At 34.1% G+C, this 12,682-nt stretch carries 10 protein-coding genes; all 10 read left to right on the forward strand.

Annotation, left to right across the window (positions count from 1 at the left end):
* The first annotated feature begins 44 nt into the window (after positions 1-44).
* A complete protein-coding gene (locus tag ACZM4J_RS05265; RefSeq protein WP_290989588.1) occupies positions 45-1,391 on the forward strand; it encodes a glucose-6-phosphate isomerase in 1,347 nt (448 codons plus the stop codon).
* Between the two features lie 271 nt (positions 1,392-1,662).
* Complete coding sequence (locus tag ACZM4J_RS05270; protein WP_489485721.1) at positions 1,663-2,967, forward strand: leucine-rich repeat domain-containing protein; 1,305 nt, start codon at positions 1,663-1,665, stop codon at positions 2,965-2,967.
* Positions 2,968-3,135: 168 nt separating this feature from the next.
* Complete coding sequence (locus tag ACZM4J_RS05275; protein WP_489485721.1) at positions 3,136-4,440, forward strand: leucine-rich repeat domain-containing protein; 1,305 nt, start codon at positions 3,136-3,138, stop codon at positions 4,438-4,440.
* A 319-nt stretch (positions 4,441-4,759) separates the two neighbouring features.
* Positions 4,760-5,749, forward strand: coding sequence for a LacI family DNA-binding transcriptional regulator (locus ACZM4J_RS05280; RefSeq protein WP_412335962.1), 990 nt, complete (start codon positions 4,760-4,762; stop codon positions 5,747-5,749).
* Between the two features lie 218 nt (positions 5,750-5,967).
* Positions 5,968-6,618: a ribulose-phosphate 3-epimerase gene (rpe, locus tag ACZM4J_RS05285; RefSeq protein ID WP_412623126.1), complete on the forward strand. Its 651-nt coding sequence runs from the start codon at positions 5,968-5,970 to the stop codon at positions 6,616-6,618.
* A gap of 15 nt (positions 6,619-6,633) precedes the next feature.
* Positions 6,634-7,536 carry an allose kinase gene (alsK, locus tag ACZM4J_RS05290; RefSeq protein WP_412335964.1) on the forward strand — a complete coding sequence of 301 codons (903 nt, stop codon included), beginning with the start codon at positions 6,634-6,636 and terminating at the stop codon, positions 7,534-7,536.
* Positions 7,537-7,886: 350 nt separating this feature from the next.
* Positions 7,887-8,882 (forward strand): sugar phosphate isomerase/epimerase family protein, encoded by a 996-nt coding sequence (locus ACZM4J_RS05295; protein WP_412335966.1) that lies wholly within the window; start codon positions 7,887-7,889, stop codon positions 8,880-8,882.
* A 33-nt stretch (positions 8,883-8,915) separates the two neighbouring features.
* Positions 8,916-10,022, forward strand: coding sequence for a sugar ABC transporter substrate-binding protein (locus ACZM4J_RS05300; RefSeq protein WP_412335968.1), 1,107 nt, complete (start codon positions 8,916-8,918; stop codon positions 10,020-10,022).
* Between the two features lie 78 nt (positions 10,023-10,100).
* Positions 10,101-11,597: a sugar ABC transporter ATP-binding protein gene (locus ACZM4J_RS05305; protein WP_022165119.1), complete on the forward strand. Its 1,497-nt coding sequence runs from the start codon at positions 10,101-10,103 to the stop codon at positions 11,595-11,597.
* Between the two features lies 1 nt (position 11,598).
* Positions 11,599-12,573, forward strand: coding sequence for an ABC transporter permease (locus ACZM4J_RS05310; protein ID WP_296963618.1), 975 nt, complete (start codon positions 11,599-11,601; stop codon positions 12,571-12,573).
* Positions 12,574-12,682: the final 109 nt, after the last annotated feature.

Below are 12,682 nucleotides of genomic sequence, written 5' to 3' on the forward strand. Positions count from 1 at the left end.
ATAAAAGTTGAGTTTTGTTTTAAGTTTAAACGGAGGAAAAAGATATGTCTAAAGTAACATTTGATTATTCTAAAGCTACTTCATTTATTTCAGAAGATGAAGTAACAAGCATGAAGAAAATCGCAGAAGATGCAAAGAAAGTTTTAGTTGAAAAAACAGGGGCAGGTAATGACTTTTTAGGATGGATTGATTTACCGGTTGACTATGATAAGGATGAATTTGACAGAATTAAGAAGGCAGCAAAGAAGATTCAGGGAGATTCAGAAGTTCTTGTTGTTATTGGTATTGGTGGTTCATACTTAGGTGCCAGAGCAGCTATTGATTTCTTAAGACATGGTTTCTACAACAATGTATCAAAGGAAATTAGAAAGACACCTGAAATCTACTACGCAGGAAACAGCATTAGCCCGGCATACTTACAGGGATTAATCGATGTAATTGGAGATAGAGATTTCTCAGTAAACATTATTTCAAAATCAGGTACAACAACAGAACCTGCAATTGCTTTTAGAGTATTTAAGGAAATGCTTGAAAAGAAATATGGAAAAGAAGAAGCAGCAAAGAGAATTTACGCTACAACAGATAAGGCAAAGGGAGCCCTTAAAGGACTTGCAACAGCAGAAGGTTATGAAAGCTTCGTAGTTCCTGATGATGTAGGTGGACGTTTCTCAGTTCTTACAGCAGTTGGACTTCTTCCAATCGCAGTAAGTGGAGCAGATATTGACAAGCTTATGGAAGGTGCAGCAAGTGGAAGAAAGGCTGCATTAGAAAATGCTTTTGAAGATAATGATGCAATGAAATATGCAGCAATCAGAAATATCCTTCTTAGAAAGGGTAAGGCAGTAGAAATTACTGCAAACTATGAACCAAGTTTACATTACTTTGGTGAATGGTGGAAACAGTTATTTGGCGAAAGCGAAGGAAAAGACCAGAGAGGTATTTTCCCAGCAGCAGTTGACTTGACAACAGATCTTCACTCAATGGGACAGTTCATTCAGGACGGTTCAAGAATTATGTTTGAGACAGTTTTAAATGTTGAAAAGTCAAAAGTATCAGTAGTTATTGATGAAGATCCTGAAGACCTTGACGGACTTAACTACTTAGCAGGAAAAGATATGGATTTCGTAAACAAGAGTGCCATGAACGGTACAATTCTTGCTCATACAGACGGTAATGTTCCAAACCTTATTGTAAACATTCCGGAACAGAACGAATTCTATCTTGGAGAGCTATTATACATGTACGAATTTGCATGTGGTGTAAGTGGTTATATCCTTGGTGTAAATCCATTTAACCAGCCAGGTGTTGAAAGCTACAAGAAGAACATGTTTGCACTTCTTGGAAAACCTGGTTATGAAGATTTAACAGCAGAATTAAAATCAAGATTGTAATCATAAATTTAATGGTTCAAAGATTTTAACAAAAATAAATATGGGAAGAAGTCACCCGGAGAATACCACTCAATATAGACTTCGACACATATATTTCTAAATAATAAAAAGGACTTGATTATGAAGGAAGAGACGCCTTTGTAATCGGGTTCTTTTTTATGAAAAAAATCCCTATGAAAAAAAATTTAAAGTTGATGCAATATTTTTTGAAAAGCCTTCGTTCTATATATATCAACAAAATAAATCAAAGAGAAAACAGGAGGAGATTAAGATGAGAAAATCAAAATTTTTATCAGTATTAACAGCAACAACTTTGGCATTAACATTAGCAGTTCCAACAGTAATGCCATTAGAATTAACAACAGGAGTAGTAAAGGCAGTGGAAGTTACAACTACAGCACCTAGTCAGAAAATTGAAGGGCGTTGTGGTGACAATGCCATTTATAGCTACGATAAAGCAACTCGAACATTAACGATTAGTGGAACAGGTGCTATGTGGAATGGCACTAATTATTCACGTTTAGGCACTGTTGACAAAATTGTAATAGGAAATGGAATTACAGTAATTGGTGAAGACGCTTTTGCACAATTCAATGGCGTTGGCAGCGCTGAAATATCAGATACAGTAACAACAATTAAAAGTAACGCATTTCACTATTTAGATTCAATTACAATTCCAAAAACAGTTAGAACAGTTGAGACAGATGCTTTTTATAGTGTAGGAAAAGTTGTAGTAGAAGGAGATATGAATAATTTCCAGTATGGGGCATTAGGTGATGATGTAGACGAAGTTCAGTTAAAAGGAAGTGCCGAAACATTAGGTCTTGCATTAGCAAAAGTACGAGAAAGAGATTATTTATCAGTTACAATTCCTAAGGATAATAACAGATGCAGAATCGCAAATGGGTGTTTAGTATCATCTGACGGTAAAACAGTTTACTACCACATTTCAGATAGCAACAAAGTAACAATTCCTGATACTGCAGTAACAATTAAATCAGCAGCTTTTTATAATCAGGGAATTTCAGAAGTAAAATTAGGCAAGAATGTAAAAACTATTGAACCATATGCATTTGCAGAATCAGACGTATCAAAATTAACTACAAACTCAAAGTTAAAGAAGATTGGCAGATGCGCATTTAAGGAAACAATATATTTAAAGAAAGTTACATTAAAGAGCAGTGTAGCAATGGGTCCAAAGGCATTTGACCAGAAAGTAATATTGACTTCTACAAAGTCATTAAAGAGTGCAAAAACAGTAATGACAAGTGCAACTTTCAAAAAGAATAAAATTAATGCTAAGTTTGCAAAATTAACAGGTGCCAAGGGCTATCAGGTTCAGATTAAGAAAGGTGGCAAGACATATAAGTATTTTACAACAAAAACAAGCATTAAGGTTAAAGCCCCTAAGGTGTTCAAGAAAAAATACAACGTTAGCTTCAGCTATGCTATATATAAATATACATCAAAGATTGAAGGAAAGCCTGCTTATATTTCAGTAAGACCATACAAGATTGTAAAGAAAAATAAAAAGTCTTATGGTAAGTGGAGCGAAAAGATTGTTTTAACAAAATAAAATAATAAAATAATGCAAAGCCCTTGGAAATTATGTAAAATTAATTTCTGAGGGCTTTGTAATCGGGTCTATGAAAAAAAATTAAAGTTGATGCAATATTTTTTGAAAAGCCTTCGTTCTATATATATCAAACAAAATAAATCAAAGAGAAAACAGGAGGAGATTAAGATGAGAAAATCAAAATTTTTATCAGTATTAACAGCAACAACTTTGGCATTAACATTAGCAGTTCCAACAGTAATGCCATTAGAATTAACAACAGGAGTAGTAAAGGCAGTGGAAGTTACAACTACAGCACCTAGTCAGAAAATTGAAGGGCGTTGTGGTGACAATGCCATTTATAGCTACGATAAAGCAACTCGAACATTAACGATTAGTGGAACAGGTGCTATGTGGAATGGCACTAATTATTCACGTTTAGGCACTGTTGACAAAATTGTAATAGGAAATGGAATTACAGTAATTGGTGAAGACGCTTTTGCACAATTCAATGGCGTTGGCAGCGCTGAAATATCAGATACAGTAACAACAATTAAAAGTAACGCATTTCACTATTTAGATTCAATTACAATTCCAAAAACAGTTAGAACAGTTGAGACAGATGCTTTTTATAGTGTAGGAAAAGTTGTAGTAGAAGGAGATATGAATAATTTCCAGTATGGGGCATTAGGTGATGATGTAGACGAAGTTCAGTTAAAAGGAAGTGCCGAAACATTAGGTCTTGCATTAGCAAAAGTACGAGAAAGAGATTATTTATCAGTTACAATTCCTAAGGATAATAACAGATGCAGAATCGCAAATGGGTGTTTAGTATCATCTGACGGTAAAACAGTTTACTACCACATTTCAGATAGCAACAAAGTAACAATTCCTGATACTGCAGTAACAATTAAATCAGCAGCTTTTTATAATCAGGGAATTTCAGAAGTAAAATTAGGCAAGAATGTAAAAACTATTGAACCATATGCATTTGCAGAATCAGACGTATCAAAATTAACTACAAACTCAAAGTTAAAGAAGATTGGCAGATGCGCATTTAAGGAAACAATATATTTAAAGAAAGTTACATTAAAGAGCAGTGTAGCAATGGGTCCAAAGGCATTTGACCAGAAAGTAATATTGACTTCTACAAAGTCATTAAAGAGTGCAAAAACAGTAATGACAAGTGCAACTTTCAAAAAGAATAAAATTAATGCTAAGTTTGCAAAATTAACAGGTGCCAAGGGCTATCAGGTTCAGATTAAGAAAGGTGGCAAGACATATAAGTATTTTACAACAAAAACAAGCATTAAGGTTAAAGCCCCTAAGGTGTTCAAGAAAAAATACAACGTTAGCTTCAGCTATGCTATATATAAATATACATCAAAGATTGAAGGAAAGCCTGCTTATATTTCAGTAAGACCATACAAGATTGTAAAGAAAAATAAAAAGTCTTATGGTAAGTGGAGCGAAAAGATTGTTTTAACAAAATAAAATAATAAAATAATGCAAAGCCCTTGGAAATTATGTAAAATTAATTTCTGAGGGCTTTGTTATAGAAAGAAATCTCGTTGCAAAAGAAAATAGTTATTGAATAGGCACGTATCCAGAACAAATAATGTCGCAAGATACGTTTACGGTTCTATAGTTGATAAGTAAATTTAGTTATTTTATAATGATTACAGTGTCAAAAGGTTTTGCCCCGCTTGCATTTGCATAATTTTGAAAGTGCGAAGCGCGGAACAAGATTTGGGCATTTTGACATTCAAATCTTGAAAATAAGCTATAATCAAAAATTCAAAAGGAAATAATCATGAGCAACAATTTATCAATCAAAGATATTGCCAGAATGGCAGGGGTATCTATTGCAACTGTATCAAGAGTAATTAACAAAAACGGAAAAGTGGCAAAAGAAACTGAAAAGAAAATATTGAAGGTTATGGAAGAAAACAATTATGTTCCTAACCTTTTTGCAAAAGGAATTAGAACTAGAAAATCTACCATTATAGGAATTATTGTTCCTGATATTTCCAATGAATTTTTTAGTAAAATTGCTCAAAAAGTTCAAATGCTTTTTTTCGAAAAAGGTTATGCTAGTATTATTTGTAATACAAATGAAGATTACAGAATAGAAAACCAATGTTTGGATATGTTGCAGGCTCAGCAAGTTGCTGGAATAATTCATATTGTTTCCTCTACAAGAAAGAGAAAAAAAGCAATTCCAATGCCGACAGTTTATATTGACAGAGAACCAATGTACCTTGAAGGTGAAGAGGTTGTAGTTGTGGAGAGTGATAATGTTGAAGGAGGGTATCAGGCGACAACGGAAATGATAGAAAACGGATGCAAAAATGTAATTTGTATAAGTCCAGAACACAATGTTTCAACACACAAAAATAGATATTTAGGTTACAGGAAAGCTATGGATGAAGCAGGATTAAAGTCGAAATTGATTAAAACAGGAAAAATATCTCAGATTGATGGTTATGAAAAAGCAAAGAAATATATTAGGGAAAATAAAAATGTAGATGGTATATTCTCTACAACAGATATAATTGCCATTGGAGTAATGAAGGCTTTAAAGGAACTAAAAATACAAGTTCCAAAGGAAGTAAAAGTATTTGGATACGACAATAGTATAGCATCTGACATAGCAACCACATCAATATCAACTGTGAAACAGCCAATTGATGAAATGGTGAAAATAGCTGTTTTGCAATTAGAAAAATTAATGAATGAGGTAGAAGTAATAAACAAAAAAATAGTATTACCAATTGAAATTATAAAAAGAGAAAGTGTATAGAAGAACCAATATACCAAAGATGGAAATGTTACATTTGGTAGATAACAATGAAAAAAAATGAAAAAGTTTGGAAAAATTATCATTGACATTATATTTGCTACAGTATAAACTAAAAATAAATAAGGAAGCTGTGGATGCAGTTTCTTTTAATTGCAAACAAATGTAAACGTTTACATTAAAGTAGGAATAAAATTACAAAATGAAAGGAAGGTATTGCAATGGAAAAATTATTATGCCCATCAATGATGTGTGCTAATTATGGAAATTTAGAAAAAGAGGTTCAGGAGTTGGTTGATGCAGGAGTAGACATTTTTCACATTGACATTATGGATGGACAGTTTGTTCCAAACTTTGGAATGGGATTACAAGATGTAGAATTTATTTGCAAGAAGTCAATAATTCCTGTAGATGCTCATCTTATGATTGAAAATCCTGGCAACTATGTGGAGAAATTTGCAAAGCTTGGAATTGATATTATTTATATTCATCCTGAAGCAGATGTTCATCCAACAAGAACACTTCAGTCAATTAAGGATGCGGGAGCAAAACCAGGAATAGCAATTAATCCTGGAACGGCTGTGGAAACTATTAAGCCATTATTACCATTTGTAGATTATGTAATGGTAATGAGTGTTAATCCTGGATTTGCAGGACAGAAATATATTCCATCAGTTGATGAGAAAATTCAGCAATTAGTTGATATGAAAGAAAAGTATGGATATGAAGTTATGCTTGATGGAGCATGTTCACCGGAAAGAGTTGAAACTTTATCAAAAGTAGGTGTTAAAGGATTTATTCTTGGAACATCTTCATTATTTGGAAAAGGAAAGCCATATAAAGAATTAATTGAAAATTTAAGAGCTTTATAAGATAAGGAGAGGCCTATGAACAAAGAGTGTGTTATTGGAATAGATATAGGTGGTACAAATATCAGAATAGGTCATACAGATGAGAATGGTGATTTGGCAGATTTTGAAAGAATATCAAGCAAAGAAACTTTCAAAGATGGCAATATTTCTGAGAGTATGGCTAAGGTTCTGGAAGACTATATTAAAAGAAATTGTAATGAATTTGAAGTTAAGCAAATTGCAATTGGAATTCCTGCAGCATTAAGTGCGGATAGAAAAGAAATTCTTCAGGTTCCAAACATAAAGGGAATGGATCACCTGTTTCTTGGTGAGGAATTGGAAAAGCACCTTGGCGTTAAGGTAGCATTGGACAGAGATGTTAATATGCTTTACTATTGGGATAAATATGACAAGAAATTATCTAATGAAGGAATTGGTGTAGGAATTTATATTGGAACAGGTGTAGGAAATGCAATTTTTATTAATGGAGAACCACTTGTAGGTCGTGATGGAGTGGCTGGAGAACTTGGACACATTCCGATGATAGGTGGACAAGACAGATGTGGATGTGGAAACATCGGCTGCTCTGAATGTTATGCTTCAGGTTGGAAATTAGTAGAAATTAAGGATGAATATTTTCCAGACATTGATATGAATGATTTATTTGTCATGAAGAGCAATGATTCAGTGCTGAAAAATTTTGTTGACAATATTGCTTGTGTTGCATGTTCGGAAATAAATATTTTGAATCCTCATTCAGTAATTTTTGGCGGAGGAGTAATTAACATGAAAGGATTCCCAAAAGATTATTTAGAAGAGAGATTATATGTTCGTATGAGAAAACCATATCCTGCAGAAACTTTGAAGGTGCAGTATTCAGAAGATAAAGTTGACAATGGTGTAAAAGGTGCCATTATCTATGCTAAGACTTTAGTATAAGTTTAAGATTGGAATGGCTGAAAATCAGTATAGGGTAAGTATTTGGTTTTGACTAACAATGTTATAAGTCTTAAATTTGATTAAAATATAATAAATACATAATAAAAGTGTTGTTTTCATTCACGATTTTTTTGAATAAATGAAAAAAAGTGAAAGAAAATGACACTTTTTTTATTCTGCCACAATAAGAAAACAGAAGATTTGACGAAAAATGTAACGTTTTTATCACAATAAATTATACAATATGCACAAAAGAACAACTTTAAAACTGTGCAAAACGTGAAAAAATAATGAAAAGTATTGACGAATAATGAAAAGAATTATACAATTATGATAACAGATGAAAACATTTGAAAGAAAATGAAATCAAACGAAAAGAACTAAAGACAATGAAAGACAAAGAGAAACATAGAAAGGAAGGTATTATGAACTACGCAGGAAGATTTAATTCATTTATATTAAAAGGCCAGAACGTCTTTGATGCAATTAAGGCATATCACGAAATGGACGGAATTACACATTTAGAATTTAACTATCCGGAACATTTCGCAGGATATGATTTAGAAGAAATTAAGAAAGCAATTGGAGACTTAAAGGTAAATGGTCTTGCAGTAAGATGGAGAAATTATTTTACAAATGGCGACTTCACTAATCCTGATAAGGAATTAAGAGAAAAAGCTATTCAGTATTGTAAAGAAGCCGCAGAGATTTGTAGAGAGCTTGGCGGAACATACATTACCCTCTGGATGGAGAATGATGGTTTTGATTATGCATTCCAACTTGATTACGAAGAAGCCTGGAATCAATTAATAGATGCTTTTAGAGAAGTTGCTGATTATGCACCTGATTTGAAAATAAGCATTGAATACAAACCATTTGAACCAAGGAACTTTTCAATGATAGATAGTACAGGAATGACCCTCCTCCTTATAAAGGAAATTGACAGACCGAATGTTGGATGTACATTAGATTTTTGCCATATGCTAATGAAGAGAGACAGCCCGGCATACGGTCTGGCGATAGCCGCAAGTATGGGTAAGCTATACGGATTACATATGAATGACGGATATTCACAAATGGATAGCGGAATGATTTTTGGATCAGTAAACATAGCACATGCGGCGGAGTTCATTTACTACTTAAAGAAATATAATTATCAGGGAGTTGTGTTCTTTGACACATTCCCAATTAGAGAAAATGCCAAAGAAGAAACTCAGGCAAACATTGATTCTTTCGAAAAGATTTCAAAAATAATTGATGAAATCGGAATGGACAGAATCGCAGAAGTTGTATCTAAACGTGACGGTGTAGAGGCCCATCGCCTTGTACTGGACATGTTAAAATAAGAAATTTTATAAAAGAAAAAGGAGAAAATGCAAATGAGAAAGAAAATTTTAGCAGTAGCATTAGCAGCAACAATGGTGTTCGGATTAGTTGGCTGCGGTAGCTCATCACAGAGTTCAGACAAAACAACAAAAGCGAACAATGAAACACAGGCAACAGAGGACTTCAACCCAGATAAGATTGAAGACAGCAAGACAATCGAAGATATCCGTAAGGACAACGGAGAAGAAGTTAAGGTTGCAAGTGACTTAAAGTTAGGTGCCATCGCAAAATCATTCTCAAATGAATTTTGGCGTAACTTTAAGAATGGTTATGAACAGTCAGCAAAGGTTATTAAGAAAGCCGGAGTTGATATAACAGTAAAAGTAGATGGAACAACAGATGAAGGTGATGAAATCGGACAGCAGACAATGACAGATAACCTTGTAAACCAGGGATACAGTGCATTAATGTTAAGCCCAATCTCAGATTCAAACTTAACATCATCAGTAGATAATGCTAAGAACAAAAAAATCCCTACAATAAACGTAAACGATGGATTAATTTCAGCAGCAGATTACTTTGTAGGACCTGATGCATACCAGAATGGTGAATTAGCAGCTGAATGGGTTTCAAAGAAACTTGGTGACAAGGGTGATGTTGCTATCGTTGTAGGTATGGCAAAAGCTTTCGCAGCTCGTGAAAGAACAGCAGGATTCAAGGGTTGGATTAAAGACAACAAGTCAGGACTTAATGTAGTAGCAGAACAGAACGCTGACTGGGATCGTCAGAAAGCTAAAGAATTAGCAAGCACATGGATTCAGCAGAAACCTGACTTAAAGGCAATCTTCTGTAACAATGATGATATGGCTTTAGGTGTAGTTGAAGCTGTAGAAGAAGCTAAGGCTGACATTTTAGTAGTAGGTGTTGATGGTATTGGTGAAGCTTATGATTCAATCAAAGCCGGAAAGCTTGATGCAACAGTAGATTCATTTGGATACTATATGTCACAGGTTGCTACAGAAGTAACATTAAGAATTTTAGATGGACAGGATATCCCAAGAGTAGTACATACTCCACAGGCACTTATTGATTCATCAAATGTAAACGAAGATGCAGCTCAGATCATTGGATGGAAAGATCCAACATATGTTGCAAAATAATTTAACTTGAAAATAAAAGGTAATTTTACAATGGGAGAAGGCACTGCTTTCTCCCATCTATAAAAAGGAGGAACTATTATGGCGAAGGCTGTTGAATTTGTTAATATTAACAAACGCTTTCCAGGAGTACACGTCCTTAAAGATATATCTTTTTCTGTAGAGGAAGGAGAGGTTCACGCATTATTAGGTGAAAATGGTGCAGGAAAATCCACACTATTAAATATATTACATGGGGTTTATCCGGAATATGAAGGCGAAGTAAAGCTTCATGGAGAGAAAGTAAGCTTTAAAGACACAAATGATGCTATTGTAAATGGCAAAATATCTAAAGTTCATCAGGAAACTTTAGTAGTAAAAGATCTTACTGTTGGTCAAAATGTAACAATGGGTTATGAACCTAAAAAAGGAGTCTTTATAGACTTCAAGAAAATGAATAGAGAAGTTGATGAAATACTGGCAGAATTAAATTGTAACTTTAAATCATCAGATTTAGTAAGTACATTGACAGCAGGTGAAATGCAGATGTTGGCAATTGCAAGAGCATTGTACCATCATTCAACAATTATCTCTCTTGATGAGCCAACAGCATCGATTACAATGAAAGAAACAGAAGCTTTGTTTGATGTAGTAAGAAAACTAAAGAAACAGGGCGTAACTATTTTATATGTAAGCCATAGATTGGAAGAAATTTTCCAAATCTGTGATAGAGCTTCCATTTTAAGAGATGGGGAATATATCCAGACAATGGACATTAAAAATACTACCAGAGAAGAATTAATTCATGCAATGGTAGGTAGAGATGTAGCAGCAGTGGCTTCAAGAACAAAACCAAGTCCACGAACAGACGAGGTTGTTTTAAGTGTAGAACATTTAACAAACGAAAATTATCAAGACGTAAGTTTTGAACTTCATAAAGGTGAAATCCTTGGTTTCTTCGGCTTGGTAGGAGCAGGAAGAACAGAGGTAATGAGAACAATCATTGGAGCTGACCAGAGAACTTCAGGAAAGATTGTTTTAAAAGGCAAAGAGGTAAAGAGCGGCTGGAATACTACAAAGGCTTTGAGAGCCGGAATAGGTTTATTACCGGAAGATAGAAAAACACAGGGATTTATGAATCTATCAAACAATTATGAAAACATAGCTATTTCCAGTTTAGAGAAATATATGACAGGACCATTTACAGACACAAAGAAGAAAGTCAAAAATGCTGAAAAGTTTTTTGAGGAAATGGATGTACATCCAAGACGTGTCGATTATATGACAAGTAATATGTCAGGTGGTAACCAGCAGAAAGTTATTTTAGCAAGATGGATGTCTACAGATGTAGATATTATCATTTTCGATGAACCAACAAAGGGTGTAGACGTAGGTGCTAAAGCTGAAATTTACAGACTTATGGAGGAACTTGTAGAAGCAGGAAAAAGTATCATAGTGGTATCTTCAGAATTACCTGAAGCAATGGGTATTAGTGATAGAATTATCATTATGAGTGAAGGAAAGATAACTGCTGAGCTTACAAACGAAGTTGATTTTGACGAAGATTCAATTCTTGATTTGGCAATTGGAGGTAAATAAAATGAAAAATATTTGGAATAAGTATAAGCGAGAATTTGTAGTTCTCATTGCTACAATCGCTATGTGTGTAGTATTTACAGCACTAAATAAAAACTTTTTGAATTATAGTAACTTTATAACAGTTTTACAGCAAATGGTATTAAATGGTATTCTTGCCGTAGGTATGATGTTCACAATCATAACAGGTGGTATCGACCTTTCAGTAGGTTGTACATACGCCATAACCGGTATCGTAGTTGCGTCATGTACAGTAACTTATGGAATGAATCCAGTATTAGCAATTGTTGTTGGTATCGTAATCGGTGCAGTTCTTGGTGCATTTAACGGATTCTTAATTAACAAATTAAAATTACAGCCTTTCATTGCTACACTTGGTACAATGAGTTTATACAGAGGTATTGCTTACGTAGTAACAGGAGGCGTACCGGTAACAAATGTTCCAGAATCATACAGAAACATTTTCAACGGTGAAATATTTGCCGGCGTTAGAAGTTACATTGTAGTAATGGTAGTAGTATTCGTAATTGCTCACATTATTTTATCAAAGATGAGAAGTGGTGATTACTTATATGCAATCGGTGGAAACGAAGAAGCAGCTAAACTTTCAGGTGTAAACGTAATCAAAACAAAATATGTAGCATACATTTTCTGTGGAATCTGTGCAGCAATCGCAGGTATGATTATGTTAGCAAGCTTAGGTTCAGCAGAAGCAACAGCAGGTCAGGCATATGAAACAAATGCCATCGCAGCAGCAGCTATCGGTGGAACAAGAATGGCAGGTGGTAAAGGTACAGCCCTTGGTACATTCTTCGGAGCATTAATGCTTGCAGTATTAAAAGTAGGTATGGTAGTAATCAACGTAGATTCTTTCTGGCAGTTCGTAGTAACTGGTATTATTATCATCGTAGCTTCATACTTCGAATTCATCCAGCAGGATATTAAGGGATTCGTTTCAAGACATAAAAAGACAGCTTAGTTTTAAGCTACAAAACAAAACCGCAAATAGCACACAGTATTGCGGCACTAATATATTTTCAAAGCATTTGAATTATAAAAAGGCGCAAGGATTTAAACTTTGCGCCTTT

The sequence above is a fragment of the Eubacterium sp. genome, from assembly GCF_057858645.1.

Coding starts and splice junctions, on each gene's coding strand:
- ACZM4J_RS05265 (WP_290989588.1), top strand. CDS start 45: ATGTCTAAAGTAACATTTGATTATTCTAAAGCTACTTCATTTATTTCA.
- ACZM4J_RS05270 (WP_489485721.1), top strand. CDS start 1,663: ATGAGAAAATCAAAATTTTTATCAGTATTAACAGCAACAACTTTGGCA.
- ACZM4J_RS05275 (WP_489485721.1), top strand. CDS start 3,136: ATGAGAAAATCAAAATTTTTATCAGTATTAACAGCAACAACTTTGGCA.
- ACZM4J_RS05280 (WP_412335962.1), top strand. CDS start 4,760: ATGAGCAACAATTTATCAATCAAAGATATTGCCAGAATGGCAGGGGTA.
- rpe (WP_412623126.1), top strand. CDS start 5,968: ATGGAAAAATTATTATGCCCATCAATGATGTGTGCTAATTATGGAAAT.
- alsK (WP_412335964.1), top strand. CDS start 6,634: ATGAACAAAGAGTGTGTTATTGGAATAGATATAGGTGGTACAAATATC.
- ACZM4J_RS05300 (WP_412335968.1), top strand. CDS start 8,916: ATGAGAAAGAAAATTTTAGCAGTAGCATTAGCAGCAACAATGGTGTTC.
- ACZM4J_RS05305 (WP_022165119.1), top strand. CDS start 10,101: ATGGCGAAGGCTGTTGAATTTGTTAATATTAACAAACGCTTTCCAGGA.
- ACZM4J_RS05310 (WP_296963618.1), top strand. CDS start 11,599: ATGAAAAATATTTGGAATAAGTATAAGCGAGAATTTGTAGTTCTCATT.